Genomic DNA, 16,612 nt, shown 5'->3' with positions numbered 1-16,612 from the left:
GCGGCGCGGACGTCGCGGTCGCGCCATTCCTGCGTACGCTTCCCGCCCCGCCCTCTTCTCTGCCGTCTGATTCCGGCCCTGCCCACCTACACTGGCGCAGGGCCTACTGCCATGGGGTGAAGGGTGGTTGACGGTGCGTAAGGCGTGGCTGGTCGCGGGCGCGTCCGTCGTGGTGTGCCTGGGGTTCGTCGGCCTGCTCGTCGTCGGTACGTACTCCGCCGCCTCCGGTCTCCTCGGGATCGACGGCAGGAACGGCGCCGTCGCCCTGGCCAAGGGGGCCGTGCCCGCGCGCTACCAGCCGCTCGTGCAGAGGTGGGGCAATCTCTGCCCGGCCATCAATCCCGCGCTGCTCGCCGCCCAGCTCTACCAGGAGAGCGGCTGGAACCCGAAGGCGCAGAGCCCGGCCACCGCGCAGGGCATCGCGCAGTTCATCCCCGGCACCTGGGCGGCGCACGGCGTCGACGGGGACAAGGACGGGGACCGCGATGTGTGGGATCCGGCCGACGCGATTCCGTCTGCTGCGACGTACGACTGCGAGTTGGCTGGATATGTGAAGAAGGCGCCGGGCGACGCGACCGACAACATGCTCGCCGCCTACAACGCCGGCGCGTACGCGGTCATCAAGCACGGCGGGGTGCCGCCGTACCGCGAGACGCAGAACTACGTGAAGATCATCCGCACCCTGGAGAAGAGCTTCGCCCGGCCGGTCGGCCGTGTCGAGCCGTCGCGGCAGGCCGCCGGGGCGATCCATTTCGCGCAGCAGAGGCTCGGCACGAAGTACCTGTGGGGCGGCAACGGCACCCCTGAGCAGGGCGGACGCTTCGACTGCTCCGGGCTCACGCAGGCCGCGTACCGCACGGTGAAGATCGAGCTGCCGCGGGTGGCCAACGACCAGTACAACGCCGGGCCGCATCCGTCGCGCGACGAGCTGCTGCCGGGGGACCTCGTCTTCTTCTCGGACGACCTGACCAATTCGCGCGCCATTCGGCACGTAGGGCTGTACGTCGGCGGCGGATACATGATCAATGCGCCCTACACCGGCGCGGTGATCCGCTTCGACAAGATCGACACCCCGGACTACTTCGGCGCCACGAGGGTCACCGAGGATGGCGCAAAAGCACTCCCCACGGTGGCTCCGGCGGCCTGACGGGGCGTCGCGAATGGCCGGAACTCTCCGTTAGGCCAAGGCCCTGAGCTGCAGCGATGTGTCTCTCTTCGATAACGTCATGGTGATCGTTCGGTGGAGAGTGGAACGTAGCCGGGGAACGTGCCGTTCCCTGGACAGTGACAGCGGCACTGACCATGCAGCAGACACCACACTGACCACGGGGGTTGGTACAAGCGGTGCACCCGTGCACCGCGGCAGGCACAAGGCAAGGGGCCGCAGCAGATGGCTGGACTCGCAATGGGGTTCCCCCTGACGGAGTCAAGGGGCGGATCGAGCCCTGATGTCAGCCTGCTCTACGACATCAACGGCCTGGCCAAGGACGCACCCCACTGGTTCGACCGCGTGATGGAGTTCGTCGGCGAGTGGGGCATCCTGCTGGCGATGGTGGCCGTGGCGCTCTGGTGCTGGTGGAGCGTGCGCCGGCGCGGTACCACCGAGGACTCGGTGTCGGGTGTCGTCGCGCTGGTGTGGGCGCCGCTCGCCGCGGGCATCGCGCTGCTGATCAACATCCCGATCCGCGGGTTCGTGGAGAGACCGCGGCCGTTCCTGGACCACCAGGGCATCGAGGTCCTCGTCTCCGGGAAGACCGACTACTCGTTCGTCAGCGACCACGCCACGATGGCGATGGCGATCGGTGCGGGGCTGTTCATCGCGCACCGCAAGTTCGGCTGGGCCGCGATCGGTCTCGCCCTCGCCGAGGGCTTCTGCCGGGTGTACATGGGCGTGCACTACCCGACCGACGTCATCGGCGGTTTCGCGCTCGGCACGGCGGTCACCCTGCTCCTCGCCCCGCTCGCGCTGGCCCTGCTGACCCCGGTGGTGTCGGCGGTCGCGGGCTCCGGCCGGGCCGGACGGCTCGTGCGCTCGAAGCGGGTGCCCGCCCAGGCGGACCGTCCCGAGCCGCTGGGCATCCACGATCCTCTGACCGAGGGCGCGGGCCGGAACGACCTGGCTGCCTGACCGGGGCCGTGCGCCGCAGGCCCTGGCGGGTCCTGGCGGGTCAGCGGCGGCGGTTGCGGCGGTGGTGGCGACGGACGATCAGTACGGTTCCGGCGCCGGCTATCGCTCCGGTGGCGAGCACCGCGAGGGAACTCTCGAGCGGGCCGTCCGGCTTGGAGGCGACGGCGGGGGCCGTCTCGGCCGGCTCCGCGGACGCCCCGGGCGCGGCACCGCCGAACGGGAGGGCCAGCATGAGCGCCGTGGTCGCCGTGAGCGTGGCTATTCGTCCGGTTCGGTTCATGTAACCAGCGCACAGGCCCGGCACCGTACCGGCCATTCGGGGGCCCCCGTACGGGCTACAGCGCCTGTGGGAAGTCGAACAGCCTGCCCGGGTCGTACTGCTTCTTCAGCCGGGTGAGCCGGTCCGCCGCGGGGCCGTAGTAGGCCCGCCGCCAGTCGGTCAGTGTCGGATCGACGTAGTTCTGGTACGCCGCCCCCGACGCGAAACGGCGCAGGGAGGCATGGGTGCTCTTCAGCCACGCCTGCTGGGCCGCGCCCTGCGTGCCCGGGCGCCAGGCGGCGATGTACTGCGCGAGCATCCGCGAGCGGCGGTGGACGAACGCCGTCGCCAGCGGGTCCACCCGGTTGACCGCTCCGCCGAGCGCGGTCAGGACGATGGAGCCGCCCCCGCCCTGGCTCTGCGGGAGGCGGGTGAAACCTTCGGCCGCCGCGAGCAGTGCCTGGACACCGGCCGGGGAGAGCGCCCGGTCGAAGAAGCCGGACGCCGCGGCGTACGTCTCACGCTGGAGCGTGCCCTGCGGGGAGCGGCCCGGGGTGCGGCCGGGCAGATGGCACTGGTCCTGGCTGAGCGTGGCGCAGTTCGCGTAGCCGAGCATGGCGTCGAGATGGCCGCGCCGGCGGATGGAGACGTTGCTCGCCGGCGAGCCCGCCGCGTCGGCGAGCCGGTCGACGGCGTTCTTCAGGTCTCCCTCGGTGCCGAGGGAGAAGGCGGCGATGGAGAAGGTGGGGGAGTGCCCGCCGGGGCCGGCCGACAGATGGGCGGAGGACCATATCTCGTCGGGCTGGTCGGGTCCCCACCGCTGCCAGGCCGAGAACACGGCGGCCGCTTTCGACCAGGGCCACGTGAGATAGCCGACGACGGTCGGCGGGGCCGGGTGCGTACGGAACCGGAGCTCGGTGACCACACCGAAGTTGCCGTTGCCGGCGCCGCGCAGCGCCCAGAACAGGTCCTTGTTCTCCTTCGCGCTCGCCGTCAGCCGTCTGCCGTCGGCCGTGACGATCCTCGCCGAGGTGAGGCTGTCGCAGGTCAGGCCGTACGCACGCGAGGTGACGCCGTGACCGCCGCCGAGGGTGAGGCCGGACACCCCGACGGAGGGGCAGGAGCCGGCCGGTATGGTGCGGCCCGCTGTGCCGAGCGTGGTGTAGACGTCGATCAGTTTGGCGCCGGCGCCGATGGTGCCGTCCGTGCCGACCTTCTTCAGGGCGGAGACGTCGATGACGAGCCGGCCGTTGCCGGAGGACCAACCGGCGTAGGAGTGGCCGCCGTTGCGTATGGAGACGGGGGTGCGGTGGGCCCGGGCGTAGGCGAGGCACTCGGCGATGTCGTCCTCGCCGGACACATACGCGACGGCCGCGGGTTTCAGTGCGTCGAAGCGGGTGTTGTAGAGCTGGCGGGCCGTGGGGTACGCGGCGTCGCCGGGGCGCACCAGCTGCCCGTCCAGGCCGCGGGCGAGAGCCGTCCAGTCGGCCGCGGCGGCGGAGGCCGTCGGGGTGGATCCGCGGGACGTGGGGATGCGGCCGGCCGTGCCGGTGGTGGCCTCGGCCGTGGGTGTGCCGCCGCCCGCGCTGCTGCTGCAGGCGGTCGCGGTCAGAGCTACAGCGGTGGTGAGCAGCGCGCGCCGGTCCATGGTGCCTCCTGGGGGACAAGACGGCGATGAGGCCGTGGAGGTTCCGGAGGGACGCGGTCCAGGGGGCTGCCCGTGCGGTTTCAGCGTCCCGCGGTGACGACCGCGGTGTGCAACTCGGCGTCGGTACGGGCTCGTTCACGGGAGCGCCGGGCGGGTCCGGTCCATCCGCAGCTGCACCGGGCCATGGCGAACGAGCCCCGCTCGGTGGTTGTCGTGAGATGAGGTGATTCTCCGCTGTCCGGGAGGTCTCGCGCAGGCACCTCTCCACGGTACTGGGGCGGAGCGCAACCCGGGTGGTCGCGTGACGACGGGCCCTGGCCGTCGTTATGCGGGACGGGCGGAGGTCTCGTAGAAGCAGCGGTTCCGGTGTTGGGGGTTGGCGGTCGATGGTGGTGCAGCAGCACAGGCGCAGGGGCGGCGCGTTGATGGTCGCCGCCGCCGTGGCGGGTGTGATGGCGACCAGCGGCTGCTCCGGCAGTACGGGCGCGGTCGCCGACGACCGGCCCGGCGGGCCACGGACGGACCGGGTGCGCACGGCGGCGGACGCGCTGGTCGCTGCCGGCAGCGCCCGGGCGCGTACGTCGATGGAGACCGCGACCGGCGGGACGCGGGTGACCATCCAGGGCGAGGGCGGCTATGACTTCCGGCGGCGGATGGGCCGGCTGACGGTGGTCCTGCCGAAGGACCCTGCGGGCGCGGACGAACACCGACCTGTCACCGAGCTGATGGCGCCCGGGGCGCTCTACATGAAGAACCGGGGCGCGGGTGTGCCCGCCGACAAGTGGGTGCGGATCGACACGACGACCCTCGCGGACGGCAATCTGGTCACCGGCGGGGCGACGGATCCGCTGGCCGCGGCCGAACTGCTGCGCGGCGCCCGGGACGTGACGTACGTCGGTGAGGAGAGTGTCGCCGGCGAGACGGTGCACCACTACCGGGGGAGCACGGACATCGGGCGGGCGGCGCGGGCGGCCGAACCGCATGCGCGGGCCTCGCTGGCGGCTGCGGCGAAAGGGTTCGCCACCGACACCGTGCCGTTCGACGTCTATCTCGACGAGGAGGGCCGGCTCCGCAAGGTGCGGCACCGCTTCAGTTTCGCCAACGCGACCGGTACGGTCGCGGTCACGTCGACCACGGTGCTCTACGACTTCGGCACTCCGGTGACCATCGTTCTTCCCGACCGGCGGGACATCTACGCCGGCAGGATCGGGACGTAGTCCGTGTTCTTCGTGTCCGTGTCCGTTCGCCGCCGGGGCCCGTGGGGCCCCTTCGGGCCGGCCCGGGAAGATCTGAAAGACACCCCCGAAATGGTCCGGACGTGCCATGCGCGGTGTGTGCATCACTCCCTACGCTAGGAAGTCGACGCCCGGCAGGAAGAGGTGAACGCACGTGGCTCCGCCCAGTACGACGACCGTCCAGGACCACGTGGCGCTTGCCGAGATCGAACTGTGCGGCGAGTTGATCATCGCGGCGTCGGCCGCGGACGAGGACCGGCTGAGCCCGGACCGTATCGACGAGGTGCTGAAGGTGGCGGCCGAGCGGTCCGAATCCGGCCGACTCGACTGACCCTCCACGCGGCGGGACCATCCCCGGGGCACGGCAGGTCGGTATGCGGCGGTCGGATGCGCGGCAGGGCGGGAAAGGGCCGGCCGTGTGGCCGGCAGATCAGGGAAAGCGGCAGGTCAGGTGCGCAGCAGGCGGGCGATGGCCTTGGTGGCTTCCTCGACCTTGGCGTCGATCTCGTCGCCTCCCTTGACCGCGGCGTCCGCGACGCAGTGGCGCAGATGCTCTTCGAGCAGCTGGAGCGCGAACGACTGGAGGGCCTTGGTGGAGGCGGAGACCTGCGTGAGTATGTCGATGCAGTAGACGTCCTCGTCGACCATGCGCTGGAGGCCGCGGATCTGGCCCTCGATACGGCGCAGCCGCTTGAGGTGCTCGTCCTTCTGTTTGTGGTAGCCGTGCACGCCGCGGTCGTGGTCCGTGACCGGGGGGCCGCCCGCCTCGGTGGTCGTCATCGCGTCCTCCGGTTGTCAGCTGTGCCGAGATGGAGCCTGTCCGAAAACTGTGCCTGATCCATCACATAGGAGTCACATACCCCTCATGGGTATATGGTACCGAATCGCTCCGGCCAGGGGGCCGGGGGTGCTGTGCTGAGCACTGTTGCCGATGGGCGACACTGAGGAAGCCGGTTGGCCGTGGCCGGATGAATGCGCCTAGCATCAGCCTGACCGAATCCAATGCACCCCGAGGACCCCACGTGCGATTTCGTCTGACCCCCAGGGAGACGAGCTTCTACGACATGTTCGCCGCATCCGCGGACAACATCGTCACGGGCTCCAAGCTCCTGATGGAACTGCTCGGGGCGGACTCCTCCGCCCGGGCCGAGATCGCGGAACGGATGCGGGCAGCGGAGCACGCGGGAGACGACGCGACGCACGCGATCTTCCACCAGCTGAACTCCTCCTTCATCACGCCGTTCGACCGCGAGGACATCTACAAGCTCGCCTCCTCGCTCGACGACATCATGGACTTCATGGAGGAGGCCGTCGACCTGGTCGTGCTGTACCAGGTCGAGGAGCTGCCGAAGGGTGTGGAGCAGCAGATCGAGGTCCTGGCGCGGGCTGCGGAGCTGACGGCGGAGGCCATGCCGCACCTGCGGACCATGGACAACCTCACCGAGTACTGGATCGAGGTCAACCGCCTCGAGAACCAGGCCGACCAGATCCACCGCAAGCTGCTGGCCCACCTCTTCAACGGTAAGTACGAGGCCATCGAGGTCCTCAAGCTGAAGCAGATCGTGGACGTGCTGGAAGAGGCGGCCGACGCCTTCGAGCATGTCGCGAACACCGTCGAGACCATTGCGGTCAAGGAGTCCTGAAGCTTGTGGACACGTTTGCCCTGATCGTGACCATTGGTGTCGCGCTCGGATTCACGTACACCAACGGCTTCCACGACTCCGCGAACGCCATCGCGACGTCCGTCTCCACCCGCGCCCTGACACCGCGCGCGGCGCTGGCGATGGCCGCGGTGATGAACCTCGCGGGCGCGTTCCTCGGACAGGGCGTGGCCAAGACCGTCAGCGAGGGGCTCATCGCGACGCCCCAGGGCAGCAAGGGGATGGGCATCCTCTTCGCCGCGTTGCTCGGCGCGATCGTGTGGAACCTCGTCACCTGGTACTTCGGCCTTCCCTCGTCCTCCTCGCACGCGCTGTTCGGCGGCATGGTGGGCGCGGCGCTCGCCGGCGGCACGGATGTGATCTGGACCGGCGTCCTGGAGAAGGTCGTCATCCCGATGTTCATCTCGCCCATCGTGGGTCTGGTCTGCGGCTATCTGGTGATGGTCGCGATCATGTGGATGTTCCGGAAGTCCAACCCGCACAAGGCCAAGCGCGGATTCCGGATAGCCCAGACCGTCTCGGCGGCCGGTATGGCGCTCGGGCACGGACTCCAGGACGCCCAGAAGACGATGGGCATCGTGGTGATGGCGCTGGTCATCGCCGATGTCGAGGGCCAGGGCGACGCGATCCCGGTCTGGGTGAAGATCGCCTGCGCGGTGATGCTCTCGCTCGGCACGTACGCGGGTGGCTGGCGCATCATGCGGACGCTGGGGCGGAAGATCATCGAGCTGGACCCGCCGCAGGGGTTCGCGGCGGAGACGACCGGCGCCTCGATCATGTTCGGTTCGGCGTTCCTGTTCCACGCGCCGATCTCGACGACGCATGTGATCACGTCCGCGATCATGGGTGTCGGGGCGACGAAGCGCGTCAACGCGGTCCGGTGGGGCGTCGCGAAGAACATCATCATGGGCTGGTTCATCACGATGCCGGCCGCCGCGGCGGTCGCGGCGCTGAGCTACGGGGTCGTGTACCTGGCGTTCGGCTGACGCCCGCGCCGGACGGCGGGGCCGTGGCCCCACAGGGCCACCCGCCCCGGAAGAAGGCCCGGACGATCGCCTGGGCGCCGCCGGCTCGGACGGCAGCCGTACCACTGCCCGCCCCGAACAGAGCGCCCGCTTCGAGGGCCGCCGGCCCGGTGAGAGCGCCCGTACGGCCACAGCCGGAAAGACATGTGGGCCCGCCCCCTGGAGAGGGGGCGGGCCCTTCGTCTTGCGGTGGCACCGCCATGCAGCACCGCGAGACGTGTTAGGGGGCGACGGGGCGGCCGGGCGCCGGCAGCCGGTGCCGTCCGCCCGGGGTCGCCGCGGGAGCGGTGATCACCCGAAGCGGCCCGAGATGTAGTCCTCGGTCGCCTGCACCGACGGGTTCGCGAAGATGCGCTCCGTCTCGTCTATCTCGATCAGCTTTCCGGGCTGGCCGACCGCCGAGAGGTTGAAGAACGCCGTACGGTCCGAGACCCGCGCCGCCTGCTGCATGTTGTGCGTCACGATGACGATCGTGAAGCGCTCCTTCAGCTCGCCGATCAGGTCCTCGATCGCGAGGGTCGAGATCGGGTCGAGCGCCGAGCAGGGCTCGTCCATCAGCAGGACGTCGGGCTCGACGGCGATCGCGCGGGCGATGCACAGACGCTGCTGCTGACCGCCGGAGAGACCGGAACCCGGCTTGTTGAGGCGGTCCTTCACCTCGTTCCAGAGGTTCGCGCCCTTGAGCGACTTCTCGACGACCGCGTTGAGCTCGCTCTTCTTGTAGCTGCGGTTGAGGCGCAGACCGGCGGCGACGTTGTCGTAGATGGACATCGTCGGGAACGGGTTCGGACGCTGGAAGACCATGCCGACCGTACGGCGCACGGAGACCGGGTCGACGCTGGAGCCGTAGAGGTTCTCGTCGTCCAGCAGCACCTTGCCCTCGACGCGGCCGCCGGGGGTGACCTCGTGCATACGGTTCAGGGTGCGCAGGAAGGTGGACTTGCCGCAGCCGGACGGGCCGATGAAGGCCGTCACGGAGCGGGGCTCCACGGTCATCGAGATGTCCTCGATCGCCTTGTGGGAGCCGTAGAAGGCAGAGAGGCCGCTGACGTCGATTCGCTTGGCCATGGGGATCACTTCGCTTTCATGGACGCTTTAGCGACCGGACTTCGGGGCCTTCCAGCGGGCGATGCCGCGGGCCACCAGGTTGAGAATCATGACGAAGGCGATCAGCACCAGGGCGGCGGCCCAGGCGCGGTCGTACGACGCCTCGCTGCCCACCCGGTACTGCTCCCAGATGTAGAAGGGGAGGGAGGACTGGGCGCCTTCGAAAGGATTGCTGTTGATCAGCTGGCTGCCGAAGACCAGCAGCAGGATCGGCGCGGTCTCACCCGCGATACGCGCGATCGCGAGCATCACACCGGTGGTGATGCCGCCGAGCGCGGTCGGGATGACGACCTTGACGATCGTGCGGTACTTCGGCACACCGAGGGCCAGCGACGCCTCGCGCAGCTCGTTCGGGACGAGCTTGAGCATCTCCTCGGTGGAGCGGACGACGACCGGGACCATGAGGATCGCCAGTGCCAGCGCGCCCATCAGGCCGGACGGCTCCAGCTCGAACAGCAGCATGATCGAGAGGAGGAACAGGCCCGCGACGATCGACGGGATGCCCGTCATGACGTCGACGAAGAAGGTGACGGCCTTGGCCAGCGTGCCCTTGCCGTACTCGACCAGGTAGATCGCGGTCAGCAGACCGAGCGGCACCGAGAGCACGGTGGCGATACCGACCTGCTCCAGCGTGCCGATGATGGCATGGTAGACACCGCCGCCGGCCTCGAAGCCGGGGACACCGGCCATCGAGTGGGTCAGGAAGTACCCGTCGAGCACCTTCATACCGCGGCTGACGGTCACCCAGATCAGCGAGAAGAGCGGGATGACGGCGAGGACGAAGCAGACCCAGACGACGCTGGTGGCCAGACGGTCCTTGGCCTGTCGCTTGTTCTCGACGACCGTGGTGACCACGTACGAGATGACGACGAAGAAGAGAGCCGAGATCAGGCCCCACTGGATGCGGCTCTCCCAGCCGGCGGCGAGACCGAGGCCGACACCGAGCGCGATCGCGACGACGGCGAAACCGAGGGGCGCGAAGCGGGGGAGGGAGCGGCTGCGCAGGCCGTCCTTGCGGACCGGCGGCGTCGGGGTGGGCCTGTCCTGGATGGCTGTCTGGCTCATGCGTTGGCCCCCGAGTACTCCTTGCGGCGGGCGATGATCAGGCGGGCCGCGCCGTTGACCAGCAGGGTGAGGATGAACAGGACGAGACCGGAGGCGATCAGTGCGTCCCGCCCGAACTCGTTGGCCTCGTCGAACTTCGCCGCGATGTTCTGGGCGAAGGTGCCTCCGCCCGGATTGAGCAGATGCAGGGAGATCAGGAAGCTCGGCGACAGCACCGTGGCGACGGCCATCGTCTCGCCGAGTGCGCGGCCGAGGCCGAGCATCGAGGCGGAGATCACGCCGGACCGGCCGAAGGGGAGCACCGACATGCGGATGACTTCCCAGCGGGTGGCGCCGAGCGCGAGGGCTGCCTCTTCGTTCATCCGCGGGACCTGGAGGAAGACTTCGCGGCTGACGCTGGTCACGATCGGAAGGATCATGATCGCCAGCAGGATGCCGACGGTGAACAGCGAGCGGGCGACGCCGACCTCGGTCTTCTCGAAGATGTAGGTCCACCCGAAGAACTGGTCGAGCCAGAGGTTCAGGCCCTCCAGGTAGGGGACCAGGAAGAGCGCGCCCCAGATGCCGTAGATGATCGACGGCACGGCGGCCAGCAGGTCGACCACGTAGGCGATGGGGGAAGCCAGCTTGCGCGGCGCGTAGTGCGAGATGAACAGCGCGATGCCGACGGCGATCGGGACGGCGATCGCCATCGCGATGATCGAGCTGATGACGGTGCCGAAGAGGAGGACCGCGATGCCGAACACCGGCGGGTCGCCCGCCGGGTTCCACTCGAACGTGGTGAGAAAGTTGCCCTCGTCCGCCGAGATGGCGAGCACGGAGCGGTAGGTGAGGAACGCGGCGATCGACGCCATGATCACCAGGAGCAGGATGCCCGAACCGCGGGACAGGCCGAGGAAGACCTTGTCGCCGGTGCGGCCGGTGGAACCCTTTTTCCTGTTGACCGGCGGAGCCGGCGTTGGAGGGGGTGCGTCTATGGATGTGGTGGAAGCCATGGTCTTTCCGGTCTGTGGTGGGGGAGCGGCAGGACTCCCCTGGCGGCGGTGCACCGGATGAGGTGGCCGGCGGGGGCCCGAAGGCCCCCGCCGGCCGGTTGCGTTACTTCAGACCCGCGACGGTCTCGCGGACCTTGGCGTTGATCTCGGTCGGGATCGGGGCGTAGCCCGCCTCGGAGAGGACCTTCTGGCCCTCGTCGCCGGCGGTGTAGGTCAGGAAGGACTTGACCGTGCCCAGCGTCTCGGCCTTGTTGCCCGTGTCGCAGACGACCTCGTAGGTCACGAGGACGATCGGGTAGGCGCCTTCGGCCTTGGTGGTGTAGTCCAGGTCGAGGGCCAGGTCCTTGCCGGTGCCCTTGACCTTGGCGGCGGCGATGGCCTTGGAGGCGTTCTCGGAGGTGGCCTTCACCGGAGCAGCGGCACCGGTGTTGATGTCCACGGTCGGGATGGACTGCGAGCTCGCGTAGGAGAGCTCGAAGTAGCCGATCGCGCCGTCGACCTGCTTGACCTGGGCGGCGACGCCGGAGGAACCGGACGCGGCCTGGCCGCCGGGGGCGGGCCAGCTCTTCTCGGCCTCGTAGGGCCAGTCCGCCTTGGCGGTCTTGCCGAGGTACTTGCCGAGGTTCTGCGTGGTGCCGGAGTCCTCGGAGCGGTGGAAGGCCTGGATCGCCTTGTCCGGGAGCGTCTTGCCCTTGTTCAGAGCGGCGATCGCCGGGTCGTTCCACTTCTTGATCTTGTTGTTGAAGATCTTGGCGACGGTCGGGGCGTCCAGGGTCAGACCCTCGACACCGGACAGGTTGTAACCGATCGCGATCGGGCCGCCGACCATGGGCAGGTTGATGCCCTGGCCGCCCTTGCAGATCTTCTTCGAGTCCTCGACCTCTTCGGGCTTGAGGGCCGAGTCGGATCCGGCGAAGCCCACCGTGCCCTGGTTGAAGGCGACGATTCCCTCACCGGAGGAGGAGGACTTGTAGTTGACCTCCACGCCGGAGCAGGCCGCCATGTAGTTCTTGACCCACAGGTCCATGGCGTTCTTCTGAGCGCTGGAACCGGAGGCGGGCAGCTTGCCCTTGGCGTCGTCGCACTTGATGTTCGACGCAGCGTTGGTCTTCTCGCCGGTGCCGCCGGTTCCGCCCGCGTTGTCGTCCGAACCACACGCCGTGAGGACCAGGGCGCCGGTCACGGCGAGGGCGCCGAGCGCGGTGGCGCGAAGCCCGTTCTTGCGCTGAAGCTTCACTTTCGGGTGTTCCTTCCAGGAGCCGCCGGACGTTGACCTGAGTCGGGGACGTTCAGTGCGGCGTGTGTCGGGGTGGGGGGAGCCGGCCCTTTGCCGGTCACCGTGTAAGGCCGAAATTAGGCAGATCAGGTGAAGCGGCCCAAGGGGGAGAGTGAACGGAAGGTGAACCGTGTCGGGCGGCTGGGTGCCTGGTGGCGCGGCGGATCGGACGGTCGCGCTCCGTTCACCCGTACCCCTGTCCCGGTGACCGTCCGTACGTCTGTCCGGCGCGGGCCGGCGGGCCGTCGGGGACAGCCTGGTGAAGGTCGGGGACTGCCGGCAGATCGGGTCCGGGGCCGCTCCCGGCGGCTTCGGCCTCGGGCTCCGGGACCTCGGCTCCCAGGACCGGTGGTCGTGGCCCTCGGCGCTCGGCCTTTACGTCCCAGCCTCGTGCATCAGGCCGAGTGCAGCGCGTCGAGCAGCGCGTCCAGCAGCTGGCGGTCCCGCGGCTGCGTCAGCCGGTTGCGTGCCGCGGCGGGCGGCAGCCACAGAATGCGGTCCACCTCCTCGCTCGGGGTGAAGGACCCCGTCGTCGCCTCGGCCGCCCAGTACGTGACCTGCTTCGGGCGCCCGTTCGCAAAGTAGCGCGCGGTCGGCAGCCGGGCGCCGGGGACACACGCGTGACCGGTCTCCTCCAGCACTTCGCGCAACGCACCGGCGAGGGTGTCCTCACCGCGTTTCAGTTTGCCCTTGGGGTGCGACCAGTCGTCGTACTTGGGCCGGTGCACCAGACAGATCTCCAGGCCCTCGTCGTACGGGGCCCGGCGCCACAGGACGCACCCCGCCGCATGGACCGTGCTGTCGCCCATCAGAAGCCCGCTTTCATCAGCTGCCTCCATGGCTCGCCTCCTGTGCCCGGTCCCATGAGCCCGTCCTCATGAACCGCATCGAGGACCCGGCCCCGGGCCCTTCATGGCGCGGATACCGCGGTGGTGGTCCGCCACACCTCCTGGAAGGCGAAACGGGCCGCCTCCACCTCGTGCCGCTGGTCCGCGTGCAGCACCCCCAGCGCGTACGCCGTGGCCGGAGCGATCCGGGGGGTGCGGGCCGCGGCGGCGGCAGCGGCGGCCGCCTCGGCGGCGTCGCGGTGCCGGTCGAGGACCAGACCCGCGCGGCCCAGCACCGGATCCGCGTTCGGGTACAGCACTTCCTGGGCGTACCGGTGCAGCCGCAGCAGCCGGCGGACCTGGTGCCAGGGCGCGTCCTGCGCCTCTCCGGCCGAGGCGGTGGCGAGGCCGTGCACGAGGGCCTCGGCGTTGTACGGGTGGCCCGCACGCGACAGCGGCAGTGCGGCGACGGCGTCCACCAGCCGGCGCTCGGCGACCTCGGCGGCGGGGGCCAGGGCCTCGGAGGCCGGGGCGCTCGCGACGGGGCCGAGCGGCAGCTCGGAGGCGAGTACGGCGACGGCGTCGGCGACGCCGTGGAAACGCGAGGAGCCCAGCGCCTGGAGGGCTGCGGAGTGGGCGCGCGTCCGGGCCAGGGTGAGTTGCCGCTCCAGCAGGGCACCCGCGCGGGCGGCGCCCACGGTGAGGCTGCCGGAGGGGCGGGGCGCGTCCGCGGCCCCGGGGCCCGGCGCGCCGTCCAGCACCCGGAACTCACCCCTGGCCGACGGCACGGGTGTGGCGCCCGAGAGCCGGGACAGGGCGCTCAGCAGCCGGTTCAGCCGGGAGGTGCAGGCGTGTTCCTGCGCCAGCGTGGCCGACAGCCAGGCCAGCTCGGTCCGCAGATCGTCCGCCCAGCCCGGGTCGAGCAGCGGCCGGAAGGTGTGCAGGGTCCCGCTGATACGGCGGGCGGACATGCGCAGCGACCGGGCGGCCTCGGCCGCACCCGCCGTGTCCGAACCGCTCTCGCTGTGCAGCCGCAGGCTGCGCAGGAAGTCGCCCGCCCGCGCGTTCAGGTACCGGGCGAGGGCCTCGCCCGCGGTGACCGCGGTGGGGGGACCGGACGGGACGGCGGGTGCGTCCTCCCGGGAGAGATCAGGGCTGTGCACGCCGGCGCCTCCGGGCGTCTATGAGCATCTCCTGTACGTTCCGCAGCGGCTGGCCCTCCGGATCCGTGGCATGCCGGGTCCATGCGCCGTCCGGGCCGAGGTGCCAGGAGGACGTGGAGTCGGACATACCGGTCTCCAGAAGGCGGGTGATCGTCGCGCGGTGGGCGGGGTCGGTGACCCGTACCAGGGCCTCGATACGGCGGTCGAGGTTGCGGTGCATCATGTCGGCGCTGCCGAACCAGACTTCGGGTTCTCCACCGTTGCCGAAGGAGAAGATCCGGGAGTGTTCGAGGAAGCGTCCGAGGATGGAGCGCACCCGTATGTTCTCCGAGAGCCCGGTGACGCCGGGGCGCAGCGCGCAGATGCCGCGCACCCAGATGTCGACCGGCACGCCCGCCATCGCGGCCCGGTAGCAGGCGTCGATGACCGCCTCGTCCACCATCGAGTTGACCTTGATGCGGACGTACGCGGGACGCCCGGCGCGGTGGTGCGCCGCTTCCTTGTTGATGCGCGCGATGAGACCGTCGCGCAGGGATTTGGGCGCGACCAGCAGCCGGCGGTAGGTCTCGCGCCGTGAGTAGCCCGACAGCCTGTTGAACAGGTCGGACAGGTCCGCGCCGACCTGCGGGTCGGCGGTCAGCAGCCCCAGGTCCTCGTACAGCCGGGCGGTCTTCGGGTGGTAGTTGCCGGTGCCGACGTGCGAGTAGCGGCGCAGGGTGTCGCCCTCCTGGCGCACCACCAGGGACAGCTTGCAGTGGGTCTTGAGGCCGACGAGTCCGTAGACGACGTGGCAGCCGGACTCCTCCAGCTTGCGCGCCCACTTGATGTTGGCCTGCTCGTCGAAACGGGCCTTGATCTCGACCAGGACGAGGACCTGCTTGCCCGACTCGGCGGCGTCTATCAGCGCGTCCACGATGGGCGAGTCGCCGGAGGTCCGGTACAGGGTCTGCTTGATCGCGAGCACGTCCGGGTCGGCGGCGGCCTGCTCCAGGAAGGCCTGCACGGACGTGGAGAAGCTGTCGTACGGGTGGTGCAGCAGGACGTCGCGCTCGCGCAGCGCCATGAAGATGTCGGGTGCGGAGGCGGACTCGACCTCGGCGAGTTCCCGGTGGGTGCCGGCGACGAACTTCGGGAACTTCAGCTCGGGCCGGTCCAGTGCCGCGATGCCGAAGAGTCCGGTCAGGTCCAGCGGGCCCGGCAGCGGGTAGACCTCGGCGTCGGACACCTTCAGCTCGCGCACCAGCAGGTCGAGGACGTAAGGGTCGATGGACTCCTCGACCTCCAGGCGCACCGGCGGCCCGAAGCGGCGCCGCATGAGCTCCTTCTCCAGCGCCTGGAGGAGGTTCTCGGCGTCGTCCTCCTCGACCTCCAGGTCCTCGTTCCTGGTCACCCGGAACATGTGGTGCGCGAGCACCTCCATGCCGGGAAAGAGCTCCTCCAGGTGGGCCGCGATCACGTCCTCCAGCGGTACGTACCGCTGCGGCGAGGCCTCCAGGAAGCGGGACAGGAGGGGCGGGACCTTCACCCGGGCGAAGTGGCGGTGTCCGCTGACCGGGTTGCGGACGACGACGGCGAGGTTCAGCGAGAGCCCGGAGATGTACGGGAAGGGGTGCGCCGGGTCGACGGCCAGCGGCGTGAGCACCGGGAAGATCTGCTGCCGGAACAGCGTGAACAGCCGCGCCTGCTCCTTCTCGGTGAGGTCCGGCCAGCGGATGAGGTGGACCCCTTCCTCGGCGAGCGCCGGGGCGACGTCCTGCTGGTAGGCGGCGGCGTGCCGGGCCATGATCTCGCGGGAGCGGGTCCAGATCAGATCGAGGACCTCGCGCGGCTGGAGCCCGGAGGCCGAACGGGTGGCGACACCGGTGGCGATACGGCGCTTGAGGCCGGCCACCCGGACCATGAAGAACTCGTCCAGGTTGGACGCGAAGATGGCGAGGAAGTTCGCCCGTTCGAGCAGCGGTGTGGCCGGATCCTCGGCGAGCTCCAGGACCCGCTCGTTGAACGCGAGCCAGCTGCGCTCCCGGTCCAGGAACCGTCCCTGGGGCAGTTCGGCGCCCGAACCGTCGTGATCCTCCTCGTAGCCGTCGAGATCGGCGTCGAGGTCGGGTTCCAGCTCGGACACCGTGGCCGCGACGGTGTGCGGGCGGTGCGCGGCTATGGAGCCGACGGACGGCTGGGGGTGCTGGACCGGTACCTCGGCGGGCTGCTGACTCATGGACCCAT

Annotated in this window: 17 protein-coding genes; 6 read left to right on the top strand and 11 right to left on the bottom strand. The window is 69.9% G+C overall.

All coding sequences use genetic code 11. The annotated features are described in order from the left end of the window. Positions 1 to 133 precede the first annotated feature (133 nt). Entirely contained in the window at positions 134 to 1,147 is a 1,014-nt protein-coding gene (locus tag ACQPWZ_RS16980; protein ID WP_356706736.1) for a bifunctional lytic transglycosylase/C40 family peptidase, read from the top strand. Between the two features lie 243 nt (positions 1,148 to 1,390). Continuing rightward, entirely contained in the window at positions 1,391 to 2,128 is a 738-nt protein-coding gene (locus tag ACQPWZ_RS16975) for a phosphatase PAP2 family protein (protein WP_405570870.1), read from the top strand. A 40-nt stretch (positions 2,129 to 2,168) separates the two neighbouring features. On the opposite strand, the gene ACQPWZ_RS16970 is transcribed toward ACQPWZ_RS16975, so the two are convergent. The 3 genes from ACQPWZ_RS16970 to ACQPWZ_RS16960 all read right to left on the bottom strand — a co-directional run bounded on the left by ACQPWZ_RS16970 (position 2,169) and on the right by ACQPWZ_RS16960 (position 4,295). Then, positions 2,169 to 2,408, bottom strand: a complete 240-nt coding sequence (locus ACQPWZ_RS16970) for a hypothetical protein (protein ID WP_356706732.1) — start codon at positions 2,406 to 2,408, stop codon at positions 2,169 to 2,171. Between the two features lie 55 nt (positions 2,409 to 2,463). Then, complete coding sequence (locus tag ACQPWZ_RS16965; RefSeq protein ID WP_405570868.1) at positions 2,464 to 4,035, bottom strand: FAD-binding oxidoreductase; 1,572 nt, start codon at positions 4,033 to 4,035, stop codon at positions 2,464 to 2,466. 80 nt (positions 4,036 to 4,115) lie between these two features. Beyond that, entirely contained in the window at positions 4,116 to 4,295 is a 180-nt protein-coding gene (locus ACQPWZ_RS16960) for a hypothetical protein (RefSeq protein WP_405570866.1), read from the bottom strand. Positions 4,296 to 4,421: 126 nt separating this feature from the next. Between ACQPWZ_RS16960 and ACQPWZ_RS16955 the strand changes: the two genes are divergently transcribed. Together ACQPWZ_RS16955 and ACQPWZ_RS16950 are read left to right on the top strand one after the other, a co-directional pair. After that, a complete protein-coding gene (locus ACQPWZ_RS16955) occupies positions 4,422 to 5,252 on the top strand; it encodes a hypothetical protein (RefSeq protein ID WP_383244266.1) in 831 nt (276 codons plus the stop codon). A 172-nt stretch (positions 5,253 to 5,424) separates the two neighbouring features. Then, positions 5,425 to 5,601, top strand: a complete 177-nt coding sequence (locus ACQPWZ_RS16950) for a hypothetical protein (RefSeq protein ID WP_340473908.1) — start codon at positions 5,425 to 5,427, stop codon at positions 5,599 to 5,601. A 116-nt stretch (positions 5,602 to 5,717) separates the two neighbouring features. On the opposite strand, the gene ACQPWZ_RS16945 is transcribed toward ACQPWZ_RS16950, so the two are convergent. Then, positions 5,718 to 6,050 carry a metal-sensitive transcriptional regulator gene (locus ACQPWZ_RS16945; RefSeq protein ID WP_313945514.1) on the bottom strand — a complete coding sequence of 111 codons (333 nt, stop codon included), beginning with the start codon at positions 6,048 to 6,050 and terminating at the stop codon, positions 5,718 to 5,720. Between the two features lie 242 nt (positions 6,051 to 6,292). On the opposite strand from ACQPWZ_RS16945, the gene ACQPWZ_RS16940 reads away from it, so the two are divergent. Continuing rightward, the gene (locus ACQPWZ_RS16940) at positions 6,293 to 6,913 is read left to right on the top strand and encodes a DUF47 domain-containing protein (RefSeq protein WP_313945515.1); all 621 of its coding nucleotides are present in this window, start codon (positions 6,293 to 6,295) and stop codon (positions 6,911 to 6,913) included. Between the two features lie 5 nt (positions 6,914 to 6,918). Then, a complete protein-coding gene (locus ACQPWZ_RS16935; protein ID WP_383244272.1) occupies positions 6,919 to 7,917 on the top strand; it encodes an inorganic phosphate transporter in 999 nt (332 codons plus the stop codon). Between the two features lie 330 nt (positions 7,918 to 8,247). Here ACQPWZ_RS16935 and pstB read toward each other — a convergent pair whose 3' ends face one another. From pstB to ACQPWZ_RS16900, 7 genes are all read right to left on the bottom strand, one after another. Next, positions 8,248 to 9,024, bottom strand: coding sequence for a phosphate ABC transporter ATP-binding protein PstB (gene pstB, locus ACQPWZ_RS16930; RefSeq protein WP_340473905.1), 777 nt, complete (start codon positions 9,022 to 9,024; stop codon positions 8,248 to 8,250). Between the two features lie 27 nt (positions 9,025 to 9,051). Next, positions 9,052 to 10,128 (bottom strand): phosphate ABC transporter permease PstA, encoded by a 1,077-nt coding sequence (gene pstA / locus ACQPWZ_RS16925; RefSeq protein WP_340473904.1) that lies wholly within the window; start codon positions 10,126 to 10,128, stop codon positions 9,052 to 9,054. After that, positions 10,125 to 11,123, bottom strand: a complete 999-nt coding sequence (gene pstC, locus ACQPWZ_RS16920; RefSeq protein ID WP_433571757.1) for a phosphate ABC transporter permease subunit PstC — start codon at positions 11,121 to 11,123, stop codon at positions 10,125 to 10,127. Before pstC ends, pstA begins: the two co-directional genes overlap by 4 nt. Positions 11,124 to 11,226: 103 nt before the next feature. Beyond that, entirely contained in the window at positions 11,227 to 12,360 is a 1,134-nt protein-coding gene (pstS, locus tag ACQPWZ_RS16915; RefSeq protein WP_340473902.1) for a phosphate ABC transporter substrate-binding protein PstS, read from the bottom strand. Between the two features lie 434 nt (positions 12,361 to 12,794). Then, positions 12,795 to 13,238, bottom strand: coding sequence for an NUDIX hydrolase (locus ACQPWZ_RS16910; protein ID WP_356706342.1), 444 nt, complete (start codon positions 13,236 to 13,238; stop codon positions 12,795 to 12,797). A 71-nt stretch (positions 13,239 to 13,309) separates the two neighbouring features. Further along, positions 13,310 to 14,389, bottom strand: coding sequence for a CHAD domain-containing protein (locus ACQPWZ_RS16905; RefSeq protein ID WP_423247647.1), 1,080 nt, complete (start codon positions 14,387 to 14,389; stop codon positions 13,310 to 13,312). Further along, positions 14,376 to 16,604, bottom strand: a complete 2,229-nt coding sequence (locus ACQPWZ_RS16900) for an RNA degradosome polyphosphate kinase (RefSeq protein WP_433571756.1) — start codon at positions 16,602 to 16,604, stop codon at positions 14,376 to 14,378. Before ACQPWZ_RS16900 ends, ACQPWZ_RS16905 begins: the two co-directional genes overlap by 14 nt. Positions 16,605 to 16,612 lie beyond the last annotated feature (8 nt).

The sequence above is a fragment of the Streptomyces sp. CA-251247 genome (assembly GCF_050952975.1).
GTDB classification, from domain to species: Bacteria; Actinomycetota; Actinomycetes; order Streptomycetales; family Streptomycetaceae; genus Streptomyces; species Streptomyces achmelvichensis.
The sequence above is the reverse complement of the archived record's forward strand: the minus strand, read 5'-3'. Positions and strand labels throughout refer to the sequence as shown.

What these genes read in the sequence shown, in the direction of transcription:
- ACQPWZ_RS16975 (WP_405570870.1), top strand. Translation starts at nt 1,391, where the DNA reads ATGGCTGGACTCGCAATGGGGTTCCCCCTGACGGAGTCAAGGGGCGGA.
- ACQPWZ_RS16900 (WP_433571756.1), bottom strand. Translation starts at nt 16,604, where the DNA reads ATGAGTCAGCAGCCCGCCGAGGTACCGGTCCAGCACCCCCAGCCGTCC.
- ACQPWZ_RS16955 (WP_383244266.1), top strand. Translation starts at nt 4,422, where the DNA reads ATGGTGGTGCAGCAGCACAGGCGCAGGGGCGGCGCGTTGATGGTCGCC.
- ACQPWZ_RS16965 (WP_405570868.1), bottom strand. Translation starts at nt 4,035, where the DNA reads ATGGACCGGCGCGCGCTGCTCACCACCGCTGTAGCTCTGACCGCGACC.
- ACQPWZ_RS16910 (WP_356706342.1), bottom strand. Translation starts at nt 13,238, where the DNA reads ATGGAGGCAGCTGATGAAAGCGGGCTTCTGATGGGCGACAGCACGGTC.
- pstB (WP_340473905.1), bottom strand. Translation starts at nt 9,024, where the DNA reads ATGGCCAAGCGAATCGACGTCAGCGGCCTCTCTGCCTTCTACGGCTCC.
- pstA (WP_340473904.1), bottom strand. Translation starts at nt 10,128, where the DNA reads ATGAGCCAGACAGCCATCCAGGACAGGCCCACCCCGACGCCGCCGGTC.
- ACQPWZ_RS16970 (WP_356706732.1), bottom strand. Translation starts at nt 2,408, where the DNA reads ATGAACCGAACCGGACGAATAGCCACGCTCACGGCGACCACGGCGCTC.
- ACQPWZ_RS16945 (WP_313945514.1), bottom strand. Translation starts at nt 6,050, where the DNA reads ATGACGACCACCGAGGCGGGCGGCCCCCCGGTCACGGACCACGACCGC.
- pstC (WP_433571757.1), bottom strand. Translation starts at nt 11,123, where the DNA reads ATGGCTTCCACCACATCCATAGACGCACCCCCTCCAACGCCGGCTCCG.